Here is a 22,731-nt window from a genome sequence, read left to right on the forward strand (position 1 = left end):
AGTGGGAACCACCTGATCCATGCCGAACTCAGAAGTGAAACCACTCCGCGCCGATGGTAGTGTGGGGCCTCCCCATGCGAGAGTAGGTCATCGTCAGGCATCTATACCGAACCCCAGCCAACCGGCTGGGGTTCTTCTTTTTGGGCACCCCGGTCTCGCCAGAGGCCGGGGTGTTCGCGTCTCCGGGCTAGGGAAAACCGGGCGTATGGTCTTCGACCCCAGGCCTGGCGTCATCCCGCATGCCCACCCTCCAGTCTGCCGGGCGGGTAGCAGCGCGGGTAGCGAGGCCGGTGCGGCGGTCGCTACGAGCGACCCCGATCCCGTTAAGTTATCCCCAGCCGGTTCGATGTCAGGCGCGCTAATCCGCTTGTGGATAAGGCTGGTGTAAATAAGGCCCGGCACTCTGCGTGGGCATACTCGCTGGTATTGGCCGTGCTGCGTCAACTGGGCTAGCTTCTCTTCAGTTCAGTGACCTTTCGACAGTCGGAGCGGGAAGAGACTTATGCTGCAGCAGCTACCGCAGGGCTATACGGCCGTCGTTACCGGAGCCGGAGGCGGTATCGGTCGCGCCATCGTGACCGCCCTGAAAGCGGACACGCGTGCCGGCCGAATCCTCGCCGTATCGCGGCAGGCGCTGCAGGCCGAGAAAGCGGCGACGGACGATGATCGGCTGAGAGCGCTACGCGCCGATCTGACCACGGCCGAGGGCCGCGGCATCCTGGCGAATGATCTCGCAGGGGCGCCGGTCCATCTGCTCTTCAATACCATCGGTATCCTGCATGACGCCACCCTGACCCCGGAGAAGCGGCTCGAGGATTTGGACGCCGAGACACTGGCGGCTTCATTTCACGTCAATGCCATCACGCCCATGTTGGTGATTCAGGCGCTCCAGGCGTCGCTCAAAGGGCGGCATCCGGCGATCATCGCCAGTCTCTCCGCCCGCGTGGGTTCAATCGAGGATAATGGCTTCGGCGGCTGGTACGGCTATCGGGCCAGCAAGGCGGCGCATAACATGCTGCTGCGCACTGCCGCGATCGAACTGGCCCGCTACAACCCGCAGGCTATCGTGCTTTGCCTGCATCCGGGCACGACCGACACGAAGCTGTCGGAGCCGTTTCAGGCTCGGGTGCCGGAAGGCAAACTGTTCACGCCGGCTTTCGTTGCCGAGCGCCTGCTGGCGGTAATGGGCGAGCGAGGCCCAGCGGAGAGCGGTACGTTCTGGGACTGGGCGGGAAAGCCGATTCCCTGGTAGCGGAAATCGGCCTCTGGCGGCCCGGCTTAGACGATGGCGAGCAGCGCTTCGACCAGGCTCTGCATCTCGTCATCGGTGCCGATCGAAATGCGCAGGAAGTCGCTGAGTCCATCCTTGTCGAAGTGGCGGACGAGAATACCGCGTTCGCGCAGGCCGCTGAAGATACTGGCCCCGCTGTATGAAGTGTGGCGCGTGAACAGGAAGTTCGTTTGCGATGGCAGGACTTCGAAGCCGAGCGATTCGAGCTGTGTGCGTGTCCACTCGCGAGTTGTCATGACGCGTTCGCAGCAAGCCTGGAAATGCGCGCCGTCCTTGAGAGAAGCGATGGCCACATCACTCGCGAGCATATCGATCGGATAGGAGTTGAACGAGTTCTTGACTCGCTCCAGCCCTTCGATCAGCTCACGGGAGCCAATCGCGTAACCCACGCGCAAACCGGCGAGACTGCGTGATTTCGACAGCGTGCCAGTCACCAGCAGGTTGGGGTGGTCGGCGATCAACGGTACTGCGCTTTCGCCACCGAAATCGACATAGGCTTCATCCACCAGCACCACGCTGTCGGTGATGCGGTTCAGAAGGCCCGCGATGGCGTCTCGCCCGTGACCATGTCCGGTCGGGGCGTTGGGATTGGCAAAGACCACGCCGCCGTTATCGACGTCAAAAGCCTCGAGCGAGATCTGCCAGCGGTCGTCTAGGGCAACGGTGCGATAGGCAATATCGTAGAGCTTGCAGTAGACCGGGTAGAAACTGTAACTGATTGCCGGCAGCAGCAGCGGTTTGGGCTGGCAGAAAAAGGCCTGAAAGGCGAGCGCCAATACTTCATCGGAGCCATTGCCGACAAATACTTGCTCGGGGCCGACCCCGTGAACCTCGGCTAGCGTTTCCCGTAGCGCGAAGGATTCCGGATCGGGATAGCGGCGCAGATGGTCGATCGGGAATTGCTGCAGTACCCGCTCGACCGCCGGTGAGGGGGGGTAGGGGTTTTCATTGGTATTCAGCTTGATCAGCTTCTCTCGCGGCTGTTCTCCCGGAACATACGGGGTCAGGGCGCGGACGGCGGGGCTCCAGAATTGACTCATGATCTCTCGTGAACGCGTTAGCGCGTGAAACTGGGGGTAAGGGCAACTGCCATAGTGGCCTGAGCATCGCGAGGGTGCAAGCCGTTGTCCCGCCTCCGGCCAGGGTTGATTAGTGCGCTCATGGCCGCATCTTGGTAAACCGACAACAATCTCTCGGCAGCGATGCCGAGCCGCCGAATTCGCTCTACGCCAGGAAGGCTTGCCCATGGTTTACGACAAACTATTCTCTCCGCTCACGCTGGGCGATATCGAGCTGGATAACCGCGTGCTGATGGCGCCACTGACGCGAGCGCGCACACCGGACAGTATCCCCGGCCCACTGCAGGCAACCTATTACGCGCAACGCGCCTCGTCCGGGCTGATCGTCGCCGAAGCGACCAATATCTCGCCCGCCGCGTGCGGTTACGTCTATACCCCGGGTATCTGGAACGACGCCCAGGAGGCTGGATGGCGTCAGGTGGTAGACGCGGTCCATCGCGCCGGAGGACGAATGGCGTTGCAGTTGATGCACGCGGGGCGCGTCTCCCATGAAATGGTGCAGCCGGATGGTCAGACGCCTGTTGCCCCGAGTGCGTTGCGCGCCGAGGGAACCAATAGCTTCGTTGAATTCGAAGATGGCAGCGCCGGTCAGCATCCGACCAGCACGCCTCGGGCACTGCGACTCGACGAGATCCCCGGTTTAATTGATGACTATCGGCGGGCGGCTCGCCGAGCCAAGCGCGCCGGCTTCGACATGCTCGAGGTCCATGCCGCCAATGCGTATCTGCTGCAGCAGTTCCTGGCGACCGGCAGCAACCGGCGCAGCGACCGTTACGGCGGTAGCGTGGTCAATCGCGCGCGGCTGCTGCTCGAGGTGGTGGATGCCGTCAGCGGGGTGATGGGGGCTGGGCGTGTCGGAGTTCGGCTGTCGCCGTTCATCGAGATATTCGGCCTCTCGGACGACGAGCCCGAGGCGATGATGCGTTACCTGGCCAGCGAGCTCGGCCGGCGCGGTATCGCCTATCTGCATATCAACGAACCGGACTGGACCGGCGAGGGGCCCCAACTGACCGATGCCTTCCGCCGCGATCTGCGCGAGCGCTTCCCGCAGGCGTTGATCTACTGCGGCCACTACACGGCAGAGCGCGCCGAGCGGCTGATAGCGGATGGCCTGGGGGACGCCGTCGCTTTCGGGCGGCCCTATATCGCCAACCCGGACCTGGTCGAGCGATTCCGCCGTGATGCCGCGCTCAACTCCCCCGATCCCGATACTTTCTATGGCGGTGGCGCAGAGGGTTATATCGACTATCCGACGCTGGATTGATGCGGCGGCAGTGCCTGCCGGTTTGTCACCACATCGCGAATGGGGTGTCAGGCGGGAGCCGAGCCGCTATCCTGTAGTCACGTGGCCGCCCAGGCGGCCTGTATGGCCCAGAAGTGTAAGGAGAACCAATATGCAGATCAGGACGTTGCTGGCCAGCGCCGCCACGGTTGCCGTACTGGCCGGTTGTGCCAGCGGTGGAGGGCAGACGCAGTCCGCCCCGGAAGAGACTGCCGGCGCGTCGTCCGCCACGACGACTTATGAGGGCACGCTGCCCTGCCGCAGCTGCGACGGCATTGACTTGACCGTCAATCTTGCCGGTACCGAATCCTCGCCCGCGCCGGAGCGCACCTTCACGCTTGAGGCCAACTACCTCAATCACCCGCAGGACCCGGAGCCCGAGGCTTACGACGGGCAGTGGGAAGTGATGACCGGTACGGCTGTCGATCCGCAGGCGACGGTCTATGAGCTGACGCCGGACGGCGAAGGCCAGATCTATTACTTCCAGAAGATCGATGACAGCACGCTCGAGCTGATCGATCCGCAGCGTCGTCGTTTCGAGAATGGCGAGATGCTGCGACTGACACGCCAATAAACGGCGAGTCTGGCGGTACCTGGGGGCGGCCACTGGCCGCCCCCGTTCGTTGGAGGCCCGGTCATGCGATGCGCGGGTCATCCGGTCGATGGCGCGGGACAGGAGACAATCGCAGGTGGCCAAAGCGAAGAGCGCCTTCGTCTGCACCGAGTGCGGGGCGGAGTACAGCAAGTGGCAGGGGCAGTGCAGCAACTGCCGGGAGTGGAATACGCTGACCGAGATCCGTCTTGGCAGTTCACGCCCCGGCGCGGCCTCGACCGCCGGTGGCGGTTCGCGTGGCGGCTACGCCGGCACGCTATCTCGCGAGGTGGTTGACCTCTCCGGCGTCGACCTGACCGAAGTGCCACGCTTTAGCTCGACCTTCGTCGAGTTCGATCGGGTGCTCGGCGGTGGCCTGGTGCCGGGATCCGCCGTACTGCTCGGCGGGCACCCCGGCGCCGGCAAGTCGACGCTGTTGCTGCAGACCGCGTGCCGCCTGGCACAGAGCAAGCGGGTGCTCTATGTCACCGGCGAGGAGTCACTGTCGCAGGTGGCGATGCGAGCTCATCGTCTGCAGCTACCGACCCAGGGGTTGAAGATGCTGGCCGAGACCAGTGTCGAGACGCTGCTGGCGGTGGCCGAACGCGAGCGCCCGGAAGTGCTGATCATCGACTCGATTCAGACCATGCACCTGGAGGATATCGGCTCGGCACCGGGCGGCGTGGCCCAGGTGCGCGAGTCCGCCGCGGCGCTGACGCGCTTTGCCAAGCAGAGCAACACCGTGCTGCTGCTTGTCGGCCACGTGACCAAGGACGGGACGCTCGCCGGCCCCAAGGTGCTGGAGCACATGATCGATGCCTCGCTGTTACTGGAAGGTGGCAGCGACTCGCGCTTCCGCACGTTGCGTGGCCAGAAGAACCGCTTCGGCGCCATCAACGAGCTGGGCGTGTTTGCGATGGTCGAGCTCGGACTCAAGGAAGTGAAGAACCCCAGCGCGATCTTTCTCTCCCGCGGTGAGGAGCAGGCCGCCGGCAGCCTGGTGATGGTGGTCTGGGAGGGCACCCGACCGATCCTCGTCGAGGTGCAGGCGCTGCTCGACGAGTCTGCCCTGGGCAACCCGCGTCGCGTGGCAGTTGGCCTGGATCCCAACCGCCTGGCCATGCTGCTGGCCGTGCTGCACAAGCATGGTGGGCTCTTTACCGGCGACCAGGACGTCTTCCTCAACGTGGTAGGCGGGGTCAAGGTGCTCGAGACCAGCGCCGATCTCGCCGTGCTGCTGGCTGTCGTCTCGAGTCTGCAGAACCGACCGCTGCCGCGGGAGCTGGTTGTCTTCGGCGAGGTCGGCCTCTCCGGCGAGATTCGCCCGGTTCCCAGTGGTCAGGAGCGGATCGTCGAAGCCGCCAAGCACGGTTTTACGCGGGCCATCGTGCCGCGCGGCAATGCCCCCCGGCAGTCGCCGGAGGGCATGCAGGTGGTGGCCGTGGACAAGCTTGCTGAAGCGCTGGAAGCCCTATAGCGACGGCTGAGTCCCGGCGCCTCGTCGGGTACACTGCACGTCACAATCGCCATCATCCGGAACGCGCGACGAGGAGTCAGACCATGAGTGCCATTCGCCTGACGCAGTACAGCCACGGTGCCGGCTGCGGCTGCAAGATCGCCCCCGACGTGCTCGACAAGATCCTGGCCAAGGCGGGCCCGGGCGCCAACAGCAAGCGCCTGATCGTCGGCAATCAGGGACGCGAGGATGCCGCCGTCTACGACCTGGGCGACGGTCGTGGACTGATCTCCACCACCGATTTCTTCATGCCGATCGTCGACGATCCGTTCGACTTCGGCCGTATCGCCGCGACCAACGCCATCAGCGACGTCTACGCCATGGGCGGCGAGCCGATCATGGCGCTGGGTATTCTCGGCTGGCCGCTAGACAAGCTGCCTGGCGAGGTCGCCGGCGATGTCGTCTCCGGCGCCCAGACGGTCTGCCGCGAGCTGGGACTGGCACTGGCCGGCGGTCACTCGATCGATGCCCCGGAACCGATCTTCGGGCTTTCGGTCAACGGCCTGGTCGATCTCGACAAGCTCAAGCTCAACAGCGGCGCCAAGCCCGGCGACCTGCTCTACCTGACCAAGCCGCTCGGGGTGGGCATGTTGACCACAGCGGAGAAGCAAGGGCTGCTGCAGGCGGGCCATCAGGGGCTCGCGCGGGAGACCATGCTGATTGCCAACGATATCGGTCGCGCGCTGGCGGGAATCGAGGGCGTTCACGCGATGACTGACGTCACCGGCTTCGGCCTGGCCGGGCATCTCAGCGAAGTCTGTGCCGCCAGTGGCGTCGAGGCGCGGATCGACTTCGCCAAGCTGCCGCGTCTGGCGGAGGCCGAAGCCTACCGCCGCCAGGGAGCCGTGCCTGGCGGTACCGGCCGCAATCGCGAGGCGATCGGCAAGGCGCTACCGGCCATGGATGAGGCGCACTGGCAGTGGCTGTGCGACCCGCAGACCTCCGGTGGCCTGTTGATTGCCGTCGACCCCGCCTGGGCGGACGATGTCGAACGGGTCGGGCGTCAGCATCAGCTTACGCTGGAAGCCTTCGGCGAGTGCGTCGCCCAGCGCGGTGGTGACGCGCTGATCGAGGTGCGGGGTTGAGCGAGGGCGAAACGCTCGCGGCCGATCTAGCGCTGCTCCAGCGGCCGTTGATCGACGTGCGGGCACCGATCGAGTACGCCGCCGGCGCGCTGCCGGGTGCGATCAACCTGCCGTTGATGGATGACGACGAGCGCCGAGAAGTGGGCATTCGCTATCGCCATCAGGGCCAAGCTTCGGCCGTCGAGTTGGGCAATCGACTGGTATCGGGCGAGTGTCGTGAAGCGCGCCTCGAAGCGTGGGAGCGTGCCATTGCAGTGCGCCCTGACAGCGTACTCTACTGCTTTCGCGGCGGCATGCGCTCGCAGATCTCGCAGCGCTGGCTGGCCGAGCGTGGCCATGTGCTGCCGCGTATTCGCGGCGGCTGGAAGGCGATGCGCAATCGCCTGCTCGAGACGCTGGAGACACGCAGCGACGGACCGCTGCTGCTGGTCGCGGGGCTGACCGGCTGCGCCAAGACGGCGCTGGTCAACTCGCTGTCCAGTGGCATCGATCTGGAGGGGCATGCGCGCCACAAGGGCTCGGCTTTCGGGCAGCATCCGCTGGCGGGCCCGTCGCAGATCGACTTCGAGCATGGGCTGACGCTGGATCTGTTGTCGCGACCTCGGGCCCGCGTGGTCGAGGACGAATCGCAGCGCATCGGGCGCCTGGCGATTCCAGCAACGTTCTGGCAAGCGATGAAGCACGCGCCCTGTGTGCGCGTTGAGATGCCGCTCGAGTGGCGGCTCGAGCAGATTCGCAAGGATTACATCGAGGATCTGGCGGCGCTCTACCATGGCCACTACGGGCCGCAGCTCGGCGAAGTGCTGTTCCGCAAGCAGCTTTCCGGGGCGCTGGGGCGGCTCGGCAAACGCCTGGGAAGCGAACGCCAGGGGCGCCTGCAGGCCGCGCAACAGCGCGCCTTCGAAGCGCAGCGACTGGGCGACCTGCAGGCACATGACAGCTGGCTGGCGCCGCTCCTGCGGGAATACTACGACCCCATGTATCGTCACCAGATCGAGTCGCAATCGCGGCCGACGTTACATGTCGGTAGCTGGGCGGCGTGTCGCGAAGCCGTTCTGGCGTGGGAGCGTGATCACGGCGTCGAAAGGACCGGCGCCTGAACCGACGTGACGCTTAGACCGGCGACGCAAGCCAGCGTGTCAGCACGCGATCGAGCAGTGCCGCCTGGCGATCGAAGCGGCGAGGGTCGGCGAGCATTTCGGTGCGCGACTGGACATACGGGCCTGCTATCGGTGGCGCGTGTCGTTCCCAGAGGCGGCTGACGCCTTCGGCGGTCAGCTCGAGATGACACTGCAGGCCGAGGACGCGGCCGCGGTCCCAGGCGAAGCCCTGAACCGGCCCCGCAGGTGTCTGCCCCAGCGGTAGCGCCTCGTCGGGTAGGCCGAAGATGTCGCGGTGCCACAGCAGTGCCTCGAACTGCTCCGGCAGGTCGAACGGGCTGGCGTCGGCCAGCGTGATCGTCTGCCAGCCGAACTCCGGCTCTACGGCGGGTGAGACGATCGCGCCGAGCGCCTCGGCAATCAGCCCGGCACCGAAGCCGATACCGAGCAGCGGCTTGTTGCTTCTGAGCGCGCGGTCGACGAGCTTTCGCTCGCGCTTGAGCAAAGCCGGCTCGGGGGGCTCCAGGGCATCGAGCAGCACCAGCGCGTCGCAGTTGGCCAACGGTGGCGGCAGTTCGCCCTGATGCAGCCGGCAGCCATTGTGGCTGTGGCCCATGCCCTCCAGCCAGTCCGCCAGGCGAGCCGGTCCGAGTAACGGTTCGTGTTCCAGAAAATAGATATGCATGTCAGGTTTATCATGGCGTTAGCGATGCCCTGACACAAGCGACAAGGATGCATTTCCTCATGCCCATTCGCCCCGATATCCTCGAGCAGATCTATACCATCGTGGCACAGGTGCCGGTTGGGCGGGTGACGACCTACGGGCGCATTGCCGGTATGACCGAAGGTGCCACGGCGCGCATGGTAGGCACGGCCATGCGGCAGCTGCCGAGCGGACATCAGCTACCCTGGTACCGGGTGATCAGCGCGACGCGCCAGGTGGCGGCGCATGGCGGAGCGGTTCGCCAGCGCGAGCGGCTGCGCGCCGAGGGGATTGTCTTCGATGCGCGTGGCCGTGTGCCGACTCACTTGCTCTGGCCGGATTGACGGGCCGAGCGAATTTGACCGAAGCGACCAGACCGGATTTGACGGAGATGACATGTCACAGCCCCGAACGGGATTCAACGCTCGCCTGCGCCAGTTGGACGTTCGCCAGCGGATCGCCTTCATGGCCGCGTTGAGCGAGCGCCTGCTGCCAAACTATGCGCTCTATGCCGGCATGAGCGGCAACGGCGACCCGCGCGTGCTGAACAATGTGCTCGATCTGGTATGGGAGCGCCTCAAGGTGAAATCGGCGAAGATCGATTTCGACAAGCAGGCGGAAAAACTGGCCGAGGCAGAGCCGCCGGAAGCCGACGACAGTTTCGGCGCGCGACGCGCCACAGAGAGCATCATGGCCCTGACGACGCTGCTCGATGCGCTGCGGGGCGAGGCGCCGGAAGCGATGCTGGAGGTTAGTCAGGTCTCCCGCGATGGCGTTCGTGCCATGATCGAGATGAGCGAGGGCAGTGAGGATGCCGAGCAGCTGGAAGCGCTGTTCCGCGAGCATGCGCTGATGCAGGACGAGCGCGACTTTCAGGATGCGGTGCTGGAGGCGGTCGAGCAGGATCCGTCGCTGGCCGATCTGACGGCGCTGCGTCGCCTGGGACGCAATCAGGGCGTCAGCAATCTGGGGCTCGCCCTCGACTAGGCCCTGGCGCGAGAGCGCGCGTGCTCGGCGCCAAAGCGGCTACGCTGAGATCAGTGGGTGACAACGACGAACGCCATGGACGCGGAAGGGATCGAGGCAATGTTCAAGGAAGAACGCAAGCGGTATCGGAAAGGCATGGCGGGCGCAGGTCTGGCGCTCTTGCTGGCAGGTTGCCAGGGCATGGGCGGGTGGCAGGCGGAAGACCCGCTGCGCACCGAGCCGGTCGTCGCCAGCCTGGAGGAACCGAACTGCGCGGGGGATCGTTGCGCCACGGTGGAGGCCGATTACCTGCGCTTCCCTGACGCCCCGGCACTGTCGCGCACGCTGGAACAGCGGTTGTTTTCGCTGGCCAGCGGCCTGGGGGAGGACCCCGATGTGAGTCGGGCCGAGGACCTTCAGGCCTTTGCCGACGAGATCTTCGCGGCCTCGCGCCAGGGGCGTCGCGATGTGCCAGGCCTGCCTGGTTATCAGGCGGACCTGCGGGCCAAGGTCGTCTCGTCGCAAGACGCGGTGGTAGTCGTCGAGCTCGACGGTTATCTCTTCAGTGGCGGCGCACACGGCCTGCCGCTGACCCGCTATCTGGTGATCGACCGTGAGACGCAGCAACCGCTGACGCTGGAGACCATGCTGCTGCCGGGGCAGCGTCCGGCCTACGTGGCGGCGCTACAACGCGCGCATCGGCGCTGGCTGCGCTCCGCGCAGGCCAGCGGCCTGTCGCGGACGCAATGGCCGTTCGTAGTTTCCGACAACGCGGCGCCGCTCGATAGCGGTCTCTCAGTCAGCTATCAGGTCTACGACCTGGCGCCCTATGCGCTTGGTCAGCCTGAGTTGACGATCCCCTACGAGGAACTGGACGGCGTGCTGAAGCCGCGCTATCTCCCCTGATCGATCGGGCGTGAAGGGCCGTGCCGTTGAAACGTAAACGCCGCCTCCGGTCAGGGAGGCGGCGTCATGGTAAGTGGTGCCGGTAAGCCGTCGCGACGCACGAGGCGACCCACGGCCGCTATCCACTACAGGCGCATTTCGATGCCGTGCTCGGCCATGTAGCGCTTGGCGTCGGGAATCGTGTACTCGCCGAAGTGGAAGATGCTGGCGGCCAGCACCGCGTCGGCGCCGCCCTCGCGTACCCCCGCGACCAGATGGTCCAGATTGCCGACGCCCCCTGAAGCGATGACCGGTACGTCCACCGCGTCGCTGATGGCACGCGTCACGCCAAGATCGAATCCGACTTTGGTGCCGTCCCGGTCCATGCTCGTGAGCAGTAGTTCTCCTGCACCGTAATCGGCCATCTTGCGTGCCCATTCGACCGCGTCGAGCCCGGTCGGGCGGCGCCCGCCATGGGTGAAGATCTCCCAGCGCGGCGTCTCGTCTTCAGCGCTGACGCGCTTGGCATCGATCGCGACCACGATGCACTGGCTGCCGAAGCGCTCGGCGGCCTCGCGCACGAATTCCGGATTGGTCACCGCGGCCGTGTTGATCGAGATCTTGTCCGCGCCGGCGTTGAGCATGGTGCGAATATCCTCGCAGCGGCGGATGCCGCCACCGACGGTCAGCGGGATAAAGACCTCGCCGGCAATGCGCTCGACCATCTCCACCGTGGTATCGCGATCCTCGTGGCTGGCGGTGATATCGAGAAAGGTGATCTCGTCCGCGCCCTGCTGGTTGTAGCGCTTGGCGATCTCCACCGGATCGCCGGCGTCGCGGATCCCGACGAAGTTGACGCCCTTGACCACGCGGCCGGCGTCGACGTCGAGACAGGGGATGATGCGTTTGGCCAGGGTCATCGGTTTCTCCGTCAGCGAGCGGTCTTGGCGAGTTCGTCGCACAGGGTCTGGGCACGGCTCACGTCGAGCGAGCCCTCGTAGATCGCGCGGCCGGTGATGGCGCCGATGATGCCGCTGTCGGCCACCTTCGCCAGCGCGTCGATGTCGTCGAGATTGGTCACGCCGCCGGAGGCGATGACCGGCAGGCCACCATCGCGGGCCAACTCGGCCGTGGCCTCGACGTTGACGCCCTGCATCATGCCGTCGCGCGCGATGTCGGTGTAGACGATGGACGAGACGCCGTCGTCCGCGAAGCGTTTGGCGAGATCGACCGCCTTGATTGTTGAGACCTCCGCCCAGCCGTCGGTGGCGACGAAGCCGTCACGGGCATCCAGGCCGACGATCACGTGGCCCGGGAAGCGACGGCACATCTCGCCGACGAAATCCGGCTCCTTCACCGCCTTGGTACCGATGATGACGTAGCTGACACCGGCCGCGAGATAGTGCTCGATGGTCTCTGCGCTGCGGATGCCGCCGCCGATCTGGATCGGCAGGTCCGGGTAGGCACGGGCGATGGCGGTGACCGCCTCGCCGTTGACCGGCTTGCCCTCGAAGGCGCCGTTGAGATCGACCAGATGCAGTCGGCGGGCGCCGGCCTCGACCCAGCGGGCGGCCATGGCGACCGGATCGTCACCGTAGGAGGTGGCGTCGTCCATGCGGCCCTGCTTGAGGCGCACGCACTGGCCGTCCTTGAGATCGATGGCGGGTATCACCAGCATGTCGTCGAATCCTTTGCGTCGTTGCGGCGAGCGCGAAACGACGTATTGATGGTTGAACGGCGCCGCGAGGCGTCCGCGGTACGAGCCTTGCGTCTGATGTGGCTCAAGGCGCCCAGTTAACGAAGTTTTCGAGCAGTTGCAGACCGTCGCGGGCGCTTTTCTCCGGATGGAACTGCACGGCGAAGACCGTGCCGCGCCCGGTGGCGACATGTGCCTCGGCACCGGCGTAGTCAGTGGTGCCGAAGATATCGCCATCGCTGTCAGCCTCGACAAAATAGCTGTGCACGAAATAGAAGCGGGCGCCGTCGTCGATGCCGTTCCAGAGTGGATGCGCATGACGCTGGGCGACGCGGTTCCAGCCCATGTGCGGCACCTTGAGGCGTTCGCCATCGGGACTGCTCAGGTGCTGGCCGAAATGGCGCACCCGGCCGGGCAGGAAGCCGAGGCAGTCCACGCCGCCGTTCTCCTCGCTGCGCTCGAACAGCATCTGCTGGCCGACACAGATGCCAAGCAGGGGCTTGGCCTGGGCGGTCAGCAGCTCCTTGACCAGCCCGGTAAGTTCGGTACGTTCCAATTCGCCTATGCAGTCGCGGATCGCGCCCTGGCCCGGCAGCACCAGGCGCGAGGCACCACGGATCGAGCGCGGGTCGCGGGTGACCATGACGTTCTCGTGGGTGACGTGCTCGAGCGCCTTGGCCACGGAGTGCAGGTTGCCCATTCCGTAATCGATCACGGCGATCGTCATGGTTCGCTCCTCGCTGAATCGGTAAAGATGTTGGCGCTCACAGGCTGCCCTTGGTCGATGGCATCTGGCCGGCCATGCGCGGATCTTCTTCGACCGCCGCGCGCAGGGCCCGGCCGAAGGCCTTGAAGATCGTCTCGGCCTGATGGTGCGCGTTGAAGCCCTTGAGGTTGTCGATATGCAGCGTGACCTGGGCGTGATTGACGAAGCCCTGGAAGAACTCCCAGAAAAGCTGGGTGTCCAGCCGGCCAATGCTGGCGCGGGTAAACTCGACGTCCATGAACAGCCCGGCGCGCCCGGAGAAGTCGACCACCACGCGGGAGAGCGCTTCGTCCAGCGGTACATAGGCGTGGCCATAGCGGCGAATGCCGCGCTTGTCGCCGATAGCCTGGGCAAATGCCTGGCCCAACGTGATACCGAGGTCCTCGACGGTATGATGCTCGTCGATCTCCAGATCGCCATGGGCGTCGATGGTGAGGTCGATCATGCCGTGGCGGGCGACCTGGTCGAGCATATGGTCGAGGAAAGGCACGCCGGTACGACAGTCGAGATGGCCGTCACCATCCAGATTGACCGTCACTGCGATCTGCGTCTCTTTGGTCTGGCGTGACACCGTGGCGATGCGCTGGGACATGCGTGGGGAGTCTCCCGGTAAGAGTGGCGAGAATCGGCCATTATAGAGAATCGGCCACCGCATCCGCTACAATGCGGGAGATCACGGAGCGGCCAGGACGGACCGCTCATCGCCGACAGGGAGAACCAGGGGGCATGCCGCAAGTCGCGCAGCACGTCGAGTCGCAACAGGAATTCACGCCCGCGAGAGAGAGGCGCCGCCCGGGCAGCGTGTCGGCAGCACCGATGCGATTTCACGACGCCGGAGATGGGGGATGCGAATGAAGGGGTTGGTCAGAGCGCTGCTGGCGGCAATCGGTGTCCTGGGAATTCTCGTCGTCGTGGCGGTGGTCTACATCACCACCTTCTTCGACCCCAATGATCTCAAGCCGCGGCTGGTCCAGGCCGTCAAGCAGCAGAGCGGGCTAGAGCTGCATCTGGACGGCCCGCTCTCCTGGTCGTTCTACCCGCGAATCGGCGTCAGCGTGCAGGACGCCGAGGCATGGCTGCCGTCGCAGACGCCGGATGAGGCGCCCTTTGCCGGTTTCGACCGGGCCGAGGTCAGTGTCGCCTTCGCGCCGCTGCTGAGTGGCGATGTCTCGATCGACGGCCTGATTCTCGACGGCATGCGCCTCAACCTGTCCCGCGATGCGCAGGGGCAGGGCAACTGGCAACAGTTGCTGGACAATCTCGCCGATGGCGATGCCGGGACGGCCGAGGCGGAGACCGCTGCCAAGGAGACGACGCCTGCCGAGGACGAGTCGGATGCGGCGCCGAGCCAGCCGGTGGCGTTCGATATCGCCAGTGTCCAGGTCTCCAATAGCCAGGTGCGCTATGTCGATCGCCAGCAAGGGCTGGACCTCACGCTGGCCAATCTCGACCTCAAGAGCAGCAATGTCAGCCCGCAGTCGTCGTTCCCGGTGCAACTGTCGTTCGATATCGATGGCGCCGAGCCGGCCCTGAGCGGGCGGCTGCAGTTCAAGAGCCAGATGCGCATGGCGCTGGCCGACGGTCGCTACACCTTCGAGGGCGTCACGCTGGACGGCCGGGCGCAGCTGCCGAATCTTGCCGAACAGGCACAGACCGCCAATCTCAAGATCGCCACGCTGGTCGCCGACACACAGGCGGCGCAGTACCGCGCCGACGGCATCGACCTGAAGACCTCGCTCTACCATCCTCAGCTACAGGAAGCGCCGCTATCGCTGGCCTTGGCGGCCAATGCCAGTGTCGATCTCGCGGCAGGGACCGCAGCCTTGAACGACATGGCGCTCAGCGGCGACAACGGCCTCGATCTGAGCGGCGAAGTCGACGTCAGTGCGCTCGGCGCCGATCCGCAGTTTCAGGGGCAATTGGCGCTGGCGCCGCTCTCGGTGCGCGACTGGTTGGTGCGTGTTGGCGTCGCGCCGAATACCGCCGACGACAGCGCGCTGACGTCGCTGTCGCTGCATGGCCCCTTCACCGGCGATGCCCAGCGTATCGACTTCAACGAGCTGCAACTGACTCTCGACGATACCGCGTTCACGGGATCACTCGGTGCACGCTTCGACGGTCAGGCACTCGACTTTGATCTTGCCGGCGACGCGCTCGATCTGGACGCTTACCTGCCCCCGGCGCCAGCCGCATCGGATGATGCCGCGCAGGGGGGAGAGGCGCAGACCGCCTGGCTCGAGGCGCTGGGGGTGGCGCCGGCGCTGGCGGCTAGCGAGGGTGCCGAGCTGTTGCCGGTCGATTGGCTCGCCGGGCTCGAGCAGGAGGGCCAGCTGACGCTGGAGTCGCTCAAGGCCAAAGGGCTGTCGCTAAGCAACGTGTCACTGACCACCAGTGGCAGCGGCGGCCGCCAGCGCGTCGATTCGCTGAGCGCAGATCTTTATGAAGGCTCGCTGCGTGCCTCGAGTGCGCTCGATCTGCGTCAGGCGCCGATTCGCCTCTCCTTCACCGAACGGCTGCAGGGGGTACAGATCGCGCCGCTGTATCAGGCTGCCAGCGGCAAGACCTCACCCCTGCGCGGCACGCTGAACCTGCAGGGGGATTTCGACTCGCGTACCAATACGCTCGATGGCCTCAAGCAGCATCTCAACGGCCAGGCTGCACTGCGCGTCGACAATGGCGCCATGCTCGATGTCAACGTCTCGCGTCAGCTCTGCACCGCTGCGGCCACTCTCGAGGGTCGCGAGTCGACGCGCGAGTGGAGCGATGACACGGCCTTCGACCGACTGCGCGCGAGCGTTACCGTGGCCGACGGCGTGGCGCACAACGAGGATCTCACTATCGCCATTCCGGGGATCGAGGTAACCGGAAGCGGCGACGTCAACCTGGTCACCAATCGGATCGACTACCGTGCGGCCGCCCGTTTCGTGGATACCGCCGATCAGGCCGCCTGCCGCGTCAACCCGCGCCTCGCGCAGGTCGACTTTCCGATCCGCTGTCAGGGGCGGCTGGACGGCGCGCCAGGCGAGTGGTGCGGCTTCGATCGCGAGGCGTTCCAGCGTTCGCTGGGCGAGCTGGCGGCCAGCGAAGCGCGCCGCAAGGCCGGCGAGCGTGTCGATGAGGCGCTCGACGAGCGGCTGGATGACGATACGCGGCGCAAGATCGATGAACGACTCGGTGACGGGGCTGCCGAGGAACTCGGCAACAAGCTTCGCGGTCTATTCCAGTGAACCAAGCCAGAAGCCAGTTTGTGCGCCGACCTTGCGTCGGCGCCTTTTTCTCCCGCCGCTGAATCTCTCGTCCAGCGATGGCGTAGCCGTGACGCGAATCGCGATCGCCGGCGTCATCCTGCAATGGCAATTCCCACAACCGCAATTTTCGCAACTGCAATTTCCGCAACCGAAAGAGGTGCCGTTTGGCAGAGATCGCGCTGTCTGCTGACGCTTTTCAAGCCCGCGTATTGGCCTGGTTCGACGCCCACGGCCGCAAGTCGCTACCCTGGCAGTACGACAGAACGCCGTATCGGGTCTGGGTCTCCGAGATTATGCTGCAGCAGACCCAGGTGACGACCGTCATCCCCTATTTCGAGCGATTCATGTCGCGCTTTCCGGACGTCCATTGCCTGGCCGCCGCCCCGCAGGACGAGGTGCTGCATCTCTGGACGGGGCTGGGCTACTACGCGCGGGCCCGTAACCTGCACAAGGCGGCACAGGCCGTGGTCGAGACCTACGCGGGCGAGTTTCCGACTCACGATCTGGAGGCGATGACCGCGCTGCCGGGAATCGGGCGCTCCACCGCCGGCGCCATCGTCAGTATCAGTACCGGTCGACGGGCACCGATTCTCGATGGCAACGTCAAACGGGTGCTTGCCCGCCTGCATGCGGTGGAAGGGTGGCCCGGCAAGAGCGATGTACTGGCACAGCTGTGGACGCTGGCGGAACGCTACACGCCCGATCATCGCCTGGCCGACTATACCCAGGCGATGATGGACCTCGGCGCGATGATCTGCACCCGTGGCAAGCCGAGCTGTCTGCTCTGCCCGTTCGAGGATGTCTGCGTGGCCCACGCGGCTGGCGAAGAGCGCCGCTACCCCGGGTCCAAGCCCAAGCGCGAACTGCCGACGCGCCACACGCAGATGCTGATGATGCAGGACGATGGAGGGCGCGTATTGCTCGAACAGCGTCCGCCCAGCGGCCTATGGGGCGGTCTATGGGGATTTCCGCAGTTCGACGATGGCGCTGCGCTCGAGGCTTGGCTGGAGCACCACGGCCGCGGTGTGCATCTGGCCCGCGCCTGGGAACCTTTTACGCATACCTTCACGCATTTTCGTCTCGAGATCTCGCCGCGGCCGGCCCGTTTGCCTGCCAACGCCGCCGCGGGCATTCAGGAGGGCGGATATCTCTGGATCGACCCGGCCGATCCGGGCACCATCGGGCTGGCAGCGCCGGTCAAGACGCTGCTGGCCAAACTGTCACAGACGCACACGCTCACCGACTGAAGGAGTCCATCATGGCAACGGTTTTCTGCCGCAAGTACCAGCAAGAGCTGGAAGCCCTGCCGTTTCCGCCGCTACCCGGCGCCAAGGGCCAGGAGATCCAGCAGACGGTTTCCAAGCAGGCCTGGGACGAGTGGCAGGCGCAGCAGACTCGCCTGATCAACGAAAAGCATCTCAGCCTGCTCGACCCGGAATCGCGAGCCTATCTGATGGAGCAGATGGAGCGCTTCTTCGACAATCGCGACACGGATCAGGCCACCGGCTACGTGCCGCCGACGCCGTAACAGGCGGGCAGGGCGGGGGCGTTCCATCTTTTTGATCTTTTTGAAATAAAAGGCTTGACCCCCAAACGGCATATTGGTTTAATGCGTCCCCGTTGGCGAGGGCCAGATAGCTCAGTTGGTAGAGCAGGGGATTGAAAATCCCCGTGTCGGCGGTTCGATTCCGTCTCTGGCCACCATCCAATGCTGGGGTATCGCCAAGTGGTAAGGCACCGGTTTTTGGTATCGGCATGCGCAGGTTCGAATCCTGCTACCCCAGCCATCGCTGACGTCTCTATGCTCGCCGACATAGCTCAGTTGGTAGAGCAACTGACTTGTAATCAGTAGGTCCCGGGTTCGACTCCTGGTGTCGGCACCAGAGCTTAGAGATTGTTTGCAAAGGCTTTTAGCCTTGAAAAGAACCGCCCCTCAAGGCGGTTTTTTTGTGCCTGCTCGTCGACTGTCCCCCTCTCTCTTTTCTTCCTTTTCCTTCTTGCCTTCTCCTTTTTCACCGAACCCGGCGACAGCCGCTCGCCCCCGCCAAGCTCTCTTCAATCATCGTGGCGTCAAGGGTCGATCCCTTCGGATGCCGGTGCACCGCAGGGCCCGATCATCGTCGATGACATCTTTTCCGCATGCTTTGCAGGAACCCCGAGCGAGAGGTTGATCACTCAAGCGCAGACTGACGGCGCTTCGCCGTCCTGCCCGGAGTGTTGCGAATGATCCCGACGTTGACGCATGGCCTCAAGCCGCTTGGAAAGGTGACCTTGGCGAACGCGGCGCGTGCCTCGCCGACGTCGGCCGAGTCGGCGGGGGCGGTCTCACCCGCGCGTCTGCAGTCATTGATGCAGTTGGCGCAGCGATTGCCCTGGCGGCCTTCGAGCGCGCAAGCGCAGGCCGGCAGCCGGCGCCTCGCGCGTCACACCTCGGCAAAGGCGCTAGACCATCAAGCCCGCGGTGATAGCCAGCATCTGGTCTCGATGGCGCTGGGATTGGTCATGCAGCCCGGGCTGCGGCGCGAGCTCTATGCACGCCGCGCCGGACGTCTACTGGAGGAGCTGGCCGATCACGCGCGGGAGGGGCTGCAAGCCCGATGCGAGGAGATGGCCGCGCAGGCGCTGCGCGAGGGGCTGGGTCGACTGCCGGCGGCGCTGGACCAACTGGAACAGGCCCACGATATCGACGCAACGGCCGGCGGCGGGAGTGGGGCATTGCGTAATCGAATCCTGAGCCGCTTTCGACAGGCAGCCGTGGAGCACGTGGCCGAGGCGGTCGAGGCTCGTCTTGCGCGCTCCGGCCTGGCGGAGGATGCCGTCGCGACGCTCGAGCAGTTGACCGCGGCCCTCGCGCATCAAGGGAAACCGGTGGTCCCGGGAAGCGGGGCGAGCGTTCCGGCCAAGAGAGGAGGCGACGGCGAGCGTCGGGTCACGTCGGCCGATATCGACGAGGTCCGCGAAGGCGCTCGCGACCGGCAGGGATGGCAGCGCCATCTGCGGGACAACCTGGCCGCTGCCGCCTGGCGGCAGGCCCGGCAGACCGGCCGTGTGCCGCCGCTGGCGGAAATGTCGGCGGTGCCTTCGGCGGCCGGTCCACGCCCCGAACGCGTTGCTGCCAACCCCTTGCAGCGCCATCAGGTCGAGCGCGTGCTGCAGCTGCAGGGCGAAAGTGCCGATCGGCTGAACGAGGCGCTGTCCCGCTATTCCTGACAGGCGTCGATACCGGCGGTCTGGCGGAAAGATGGAACCATTTGCCCGGCTTTCGCCACCTATGGCGAGTAATCAATTTCGCCATATTCGTTGCCGACCGGAGCGAACCGTCCATGAGTATCCAGGCGCGCCTTCCCCTGCAGCACCTTGCGCTGACCACGCTGCACGACAATCCCGTGCCGCCTGTGCGGTCACGCGGGATCGCTGCCGCGCATGTCGCAGCGCAGGCGTTCAGCGCAACGCTGGGTCAGCAAAGGCAGGTGCGCAAATCGATGGCGGACCGGCGCATCCGCTTGCCCGATGAAATGCCCCTTCATTCCGCCCCGGGGCGAATCGGCGAGCCGATGTCCAAGCAGGTCGAGCGACGCGGGCGCCGCTCGCTGGAGACACTGGCACGTCGTGCCCGTTCTCGGGCACGGCGCGGCGCGGGTGCCCGCGATCTCGTTGAGGCGCTGGGCGGCGACCCGCTCGTTGCGGTCGAGGCCCTGCAGGTATCACAGGCGCAGACCGGCGACGATGACGAGCGTCAGCAGCAGGCGGCACTGCTGGCCGCAGTGCAAGACGCTTATGCGGACGCGATCGCCAATGCCGACCCTGCGCTGGATACCAGCGATGAGATCCAGGCGCTCTACCACCAGCGGATGATGCGCAACCCTTCGCCGGCGGGTGTGCTGGCAGGTCTGCTGGAGACGTTCGACGAGCAGGCCGTGGGGGGCGAGCTGCAGTCTTTGCAGCGCTCGCTGTCGCGACGGGTCGGCAATGCGACGACGAGTCGGCTGCACACCGGGGCGCAACGCCAGGTCGAGCTGTTGGTCCTGCAGACACTGGTACGTCTCGCGGGAGCGTTGCGCCTTTGTCACGAGCTACTGGCGCGCGTACCGGCACAGGCCGAGAAGCCGGCGCCAGCAGTGCTGCTGCAGCGGGTGGTGGAGCTTATCGGTCAGGGGCAGGGCCTGGCGCCGAGGTCGGTTCAGGCGCTGCAACAGTCGCTAGCAGGGGGCGACAGCGAGCGCGAACAGCTTGGCACCTTCAATCGCTTGATCAGTCTGGTGCGGCGTCTGCCGCTGGTGCTGTGGCGTGAAGAGAAGGCGCGTCAGCGCGACCTCGCGACCCTGCAGACGATGATGGCACAGCTGACCCAGGACGTGGCGCGCAACGTGCTGCCGGCGGATCAGCGTCGCCAGGGTAGCGGCACATGAACCTTTTTCTCCCACGTCTGTTGCGCCTGGCTGGCATGGTCGGCCGGCGTGCCGAGCTGCTCGGCGCTGTCGTGGTCCTGGCAGTCGTCTTTCTGATCGTCGCGCCCGTGCCGACCTGGCTGATGGATATCCTCATCGCGGTGAACATCTGCGTAGCGTGCCTGATGATCACGCTGTCGCTGTTTCTGCCCAAGCCGCTGGCGTTCTCGACCTTTCCGGCTGTGCTGCTGTTGACCACGATGTTTCGTCTGGCCCTCTCGATCGCCACCACGCGCCTGATCCTGCTGGATCAGGATGGCGGCAACATCATTGCCGCGTTCGGCAACTTCGTGGTTGGCGGCAACCTCGCCGTGGGGCTGGTGATGTTTCTCATCATTACCGTCGTCAATTTTCTGGTTATCACCAAGGGGTCCGAGCGCGTGGCCGAGGTCTCCGCTCGGTTCACGCTGGATGGTCTGCCCGGCAAGCAGATGTCGATCGACAGCGATCTGCGCGCCAACCTGATTAGCGCCGATGATGCCCGCCGAAAACGCGACCGGCTGACGCGAGAGAGCCAACTGTTCGGCGCCATGGACGGGGCGATGAAATTCGTCAAGGGCGACGCGATCGCGGGCCTGGTGATCGTCTGCATCAATCTCGTCGGCGGGCTGGCGATCGGCATGACCCAGTACGGGATGGGCATGGGCGAGGCGCTGGCCGTCTACTCGGTCCTGAGCATCGGCGATGGATTGATCGCCCAGATTCCGGCGCTGCTGATCTCGCTGACCGCCGGCATGATCATCACGCGGGTGTCGCAGGACGAGGAGGGCGAGAAGAGCAACGTCGGCCGCGACATCGTGCTGCAGATGAGCAGCGAGCCGCGCGCCTGGATCATCGCCGCGGTCGGCATGCTGGTCTTCGCCCTGCTGCCCGGCATGCCGTCACTGGTATTCGTCACCATGGGTCTGCTCACCGGTCTGGGGGGGTACCTGCAGTACCGTCGGCGCGAAAGGCGTGACTCGGCGGGCGATGCCGCCGAGGCGCGTCCGGCGCCAGCGGACAACGGCATGGAAGATCTGCGCGGTTTCTCGCTCTCGCGCCCCTATCTGATCCAGCTTCCCGCTCGCTATGCCGGCCACGCTGATGCCTCGCCGTTGATCCAGGCCATTCGCCGTCGGCGCAATTCGATGATCTCCACCTATGGCCTGACGCTGCCGGCCTTCGACATCGAGTGTCTGGCGAGCCTACCGGAAGACGAGTTCCGCTTTTGTATTCACGAGGTGGCCATGTTTCGCGCCACCCTGAGCGAGCGCGTGGCCGTGCGTCGCGGGCCGTTGCCGCGGGAACCCGAAGACGCCATCGAGGGCGACGAACGACGCCAGGAGCAGCACCTGCTCTGGGTCGCGCCCGGGGACCCGCTGTTGCAGGAAGAGAGCGTCGAGCCCAGCGGTAGCGAGGCGTTGATCGTGCAGCGCATGGAGGACGCCATGTTCCACTCCGCGTCGCGCTTCCTCGGCCTGCAGGAGTGCAAGGTGGTGATGACCTGGCTGGAGGCACAGCTGCCAGAGCTGGCCCAGGAGTTGCAGCGCACCATGCCGTTGACCCGTTTTTCCGGCGTGCTTCAGCGCCTGGTCAGCGAGCGGGTGCCCCTGCGCGCGATCCGGCTGATTGCCGAGGCGCTGGTCGAGCACGGCCAGCACGAGAGAGACGTCGCGGCGCTGAGCGACTACGCCCGCATCGCGCTCAAGGATCAGATCTTTGATCACTACCAACGGGATGGCGCACTGCACGTCTGGCTGATGACGCCGGAGACCGAGGAGCTTTTCCGCGATGCGCTGCGTCAGACCCAGACCGGGATTTTCCTGCAGATCGAGAATCAGCACGCCCAGTCGCTGGTCGAGCAGCTCGGTCAGGCCTTCCCCGCCAGCGGCCCCCGGACCCATGTGCTGCTGATCGCGCAGGATCTGAGAAGCCCCATGCGGGACCTGCTGCAGGATGAGTTCAACCATGTACCGGTCATGTCGTTTGCCGAACTGGGGCACGCGGCCAAGGTCGAGGTGGCGGGGCGCCTGGATCTAATCGACGACCGGCTGCTGGCGGCGAATGCGGCCTGATACCGACGGTCGACGCCATG

At 65.4% G+C, this 22,731-nt stretch carries 21 protein-coding genes, 3 tRNA genes and 1 rRNA gene; 19 read left to right on the forward strand and 6 right to left on the reverse strand.

From position 1 onward, the window contains the following. Positions 1 to 99, forward strand: a 5S ribosomal RNA gene (gene rrf / locus MC381_RS09345); the annotation flags it as partial. Positions 100 to 502: 403 nt separating this feature from the next. Continuing rightward, the gene (locus tag MC381_RS09350; RefSeq protein WP_251977486.1) at positions 503 to 1,252 is read left to right on the forward strand and encodes an SDR family NAD(P)-dependent oxidoreductase; all 750 of its coding nucleotides are present in this window, start codon (positions 503 to 505) and stop codon (positions 1,250 to 1,252) included. 26 nt (positions 1,253 to 1,278) lie between these two features. Here MC381_RS09350 and hisC read toward each other — a convergent pair whose 3' ends face one another. After that, a complete protein-coding gene (gene hisC, locus MC381_RS09355; RefSeq protein WP_251977487.1) occupies positions 1,279 to 2,331 on the reverse strand; it encodes a histidinol-phosphate transaminase in 1,053 nt (350 codons plus the stop codon). A 205-nt stretch (positions 2,332 to 2,536) separates the two neighbouring features. Between hisC and MC381_RS09360 the strand changes: the two genes are divergently transcribed. From MC381_RS09360 to mnmH, 5 genes are all read left to right on the forward strand, one after another. Then, complete coding sequence (locus MC381_RS09360; RefSeq protein ID WP_251977488.1) at positions 2,537 to 3,634, forward strand: alkene reductase; 1,098 nt, start codon at positions 2,537 to 2,539, stop codon at positions 3,632 to 3,634. A 130-nt stretch (positions 3,635 to 3,764) separates the two neighbouring features. Continuing rightward, on the forward strand, positions 3,765 to 4,226 hold the full coding sequence (locus MC381_RS09365; protein ID WP_251977489.1) for a copper resistance protein NlpE N-terminal domain-containing protein: 462 nt from the start codon (positions 3,765 to 3,767) through the stop codon (positions 4,224 to 4,226). 115 nt (positions 4,227 to 4,341) lie between these two features. Next, positions 4,342 to 5,721 carry a DNA repair protein RadA gene (gene radA / locus MC381_RS09370; protein WP_251977490.1) on the forward strand — a complete coding sequence of 460 codons (1,380 nt, stop codon included), beginning with the start codon at positions 4,342 to 4,344 and terminating at the stop codon, positions 5,719 to 5,721. 83 nt (positions 5,722 to 5,804) lie between these two features. Further along, positions 5,805 to 6,845, forward strand: a complete 1,041-nt coding sequence (gene selD, locus MC381_RS09375; protein ID WP_251977491.1) for a selenide, water dikinase SelD — start codon at positions 5,805 to 5,807, stop codon at positions 6,843 to 6,845. Next, entirely contained in the window at positions 6,842 to 7,945 is a 1,104-nt protein-coding gene (gene mnmH / locus MC381_RS09380; RefSeq protein ID WP_251977492.1) for a tRNA 2-selenouridine(34) synthase MnmH, read from the forward strand. Before selD ends, mnmH begins: the two co-directional genes overlap by 4 nt. A 13-nt stretch (positions 7,946 to 7,958) precedes the next feature. Here the strand turns inward: mnmH and MC381_RS09385 are convergent, their stop codons facing one another. Beyond that, complete coding sequence (locus MC381_RS09385) at positions 7,959 to 8,630, reverse strand: type 1 glutamine amidotransferase (RefSeq protein ID WP_251977493.1); 672 nt, start codon at positions 8,628 to 8,630, stop codon at positions 7,959 to 7,961. 59 nt (positions 8,631 to 8,689) lie between these two features. On the opposite strand from MC381_RS09385, the gene MC381_RS09390 reads away from it, so the two are divergent. From MC381_RS09390 to MC381_RS18345, 3 genes are read left to right on the forward strand one after another with little or no spacing between them, the layout of a single operon-like run. Next, on the forward strand, positions 8,690 to 8,992 hold the full coding sequence (locus MC381_RS09390; protein ID WP_251977494.1) for an MGMT family protein: 303 nt from the start codon (positions 8,690 to 8,692) through the stop codon (positions 8,990 to 8,992). A gap of 52 nt (positions 8,993 to 9,044) precedes the next feature. Continuing rightward, positions 9,045 to 9,635: a YjaG family protein gene (locus MC381_RS09395; RefSeq protein ID WP_251977495.1), complete on the forward strand. Its 591-nt coding sequence runs from the start codon at positions 9,045 to 9,047 to the stop codon at positions 9,633 to 9,635. Between the two features lie 57 nt (positions 9,636 to 9,692). Further along, entirely contained in the window at positions 9,693 to 10,520 is an 828-nt protein-coding gene (locus MC381_RS18345; protein ID WP_251977496.1) for an RsiV family protein, read from the forward strand. A gap of 125 nt (positions 10,521 to 10,645) precedes the next feature. On the opposite strand, the gene hisF is transcribed toward MC381_RS18345, so the two are convergent. From hisF to hisB, 4 genes are all read right to left on the reverse strand, one after another. Further along, complete coding sequence (gene hisF / locus MC381_RS09405; protein ID WP_251977497.1) at positions 10,646 to 11,419, reverse strand: imidazole glycerol phosphate synthase subunit HisF; 774 nt, start codon at positions 11,417 to 11,419, stop codon at positions 10,646 to 10,648. 11 nt (positions 11,420 to 11,430) lie between these two features. After that, positions 11,431 to 12,177, reverse strand: a complete 747-nt coding sequence (gene hisA / locus MC381_RS09410) for a 1-(5-phosphoribosyl)-5-[(5-phosphoribosylamino)methylideneamino]imidazole-4-carboxamide isomerase (protein WP_251977498.1) — start codon at positions 12,175 to 12,177, stop codon at positions 11,431 to 11,433. Positions 12,178 to 12,280: 103 nt separating this feature from the next. After that, a complete protein-coding gene (gene hisH / locus MC381_RS09415) occupies positions 12,281 to 12,922 on the reverse strand; it encodes an imidazole glycerol phosphate synthase subunit HisH (RefSeq protein WP_251977499.1) in 642 nt (213 codons plus the stop codon). Between the two features lie 37 nt (positions 12,923 to 12,959). Further along, the gene (gene hisB / locus MC381_RS09420; protein WP_251977500.1) at positions 12,960 to 13,553 is read right to left on the reverse strand and encodes an imidazoleglycerol-phosphate dehydratase HisB; all 594 of its coding nucleotides are present in this window, start codon (positions 13,551 to 13,553) and stop codon (positions 12,960 to 12,962) included. A gap of 253 nt (positions 13,554 to 13,806) precedes the next feature. On the opposite strand from hisB, the gene MC381_RS09425 reads away from it, so the two are divergent. The 9 genes from MC381_RS09425 to sctV all read left to right on the forward strand — a co-directional run bounded on the left by MC381_RS09425 (position 13,807) and on the right by sctV (position 22,711). Further along, entirely contained in the window at positions 13,807 to 16,188 is a 2,382-nt protein-coding gene (locus MC381_RS09425) for an AsmA family protein (protein ID WP_251977501.1), read from the forward strand. Positions 16,189 to 16,373: 185 nt separating this feature from the next. Further along, positions 16,374 to 17,456, forward strand: coding sequence for an A/G-specific adenine glycosylase (mutY, locus tag MC381_RS09430; RefSeq protein WP_251977502.1), 1,083 nt, complete (start codon positions 16,374 to 16,376; stop codon positions 17,454 to 17,456). An 8-nt stretch (positions 17,457 to 17,464) separates the two neighbouring features. Beyond that, a complete protein-coding gene (locus MC381_RS09435; RefSeq protein ID WP_251977997.1) occupies positions 17,465 to 17,737 on the forward strand; it encodes an oxidative damage protection protein in 273 nt (90 codons plus the stop codon). Between the two features lie 100 nt (positions 17,738 to 17,837). Next, positions 17,838 to 17,913, forward strand: a tRNA-Phe gene (locus MC381_RS09440). Positions 17,914 to 17,921: 8 nt separating this feature from the next. Next, a tRNA-Gln gene (locus tag MC381_RS09445) sits at positions 17,922 to 17,996 on the forward strand. Positions 17,997 to 18,016: 20 nt separating this feature from the next. Continuing rightward, positions 18,017 to 18,092: transfer RNA gene (locus MC381_RS09450), tRNA-Thr, on the forward strand. A 340-nt stretch (positions 18,093 to 18,432) separates the two neighbouring features. Then, positions 18,433 to 19,419, forward strand: coding sequence for a hypothetical protein (locus MC381_RS09455; RefSeq protein ID WP_251977503.1), 987 nt, complete (start codon positions 18,433 to 18,435; stop codon positions 19,417 to 19,419). A 113-nt stretch (positions 19,420 to 19,532) separates the two neighbouring features. Then, complete coding sequence (locus tag MC381_RS09460) at positions 19,533 to 20,618, forward strand: TyeA family type III secretion system gatekeeper subunit (RefSeq protein ID WP_251977504.1); 1,086 nt, start codon at positions 19,533 to 19,535, stop codon at positions 20,616 to 20,618. Next, a complete protein-coding gene (sctV, locus tag MC381_RS09465; protein ID WP_251977505.1) occupies positions 20,615 to 22,711 on the forward strand; it encodes a type III secretion system export apparatus subunit SctV in 2,097 nt (698 codons plus the stop codon). Before MC381_RS09460 ends, sctV begins: the two co-directional genes overlap by 4 nt. The last annotated feature ends 20 nt before the right edge of the window (positions 22,712 to 22,731 follow it).

It is taken from the genome of Salinicola avicenniae (genome assembly GCF_023736115.1).
GTDB lineage: Bacteria > Pseudomonadota > Gammaproteobacteria > Pseudomonadales > Halomonadaceae > Salinicola > Salinicola avicenniae.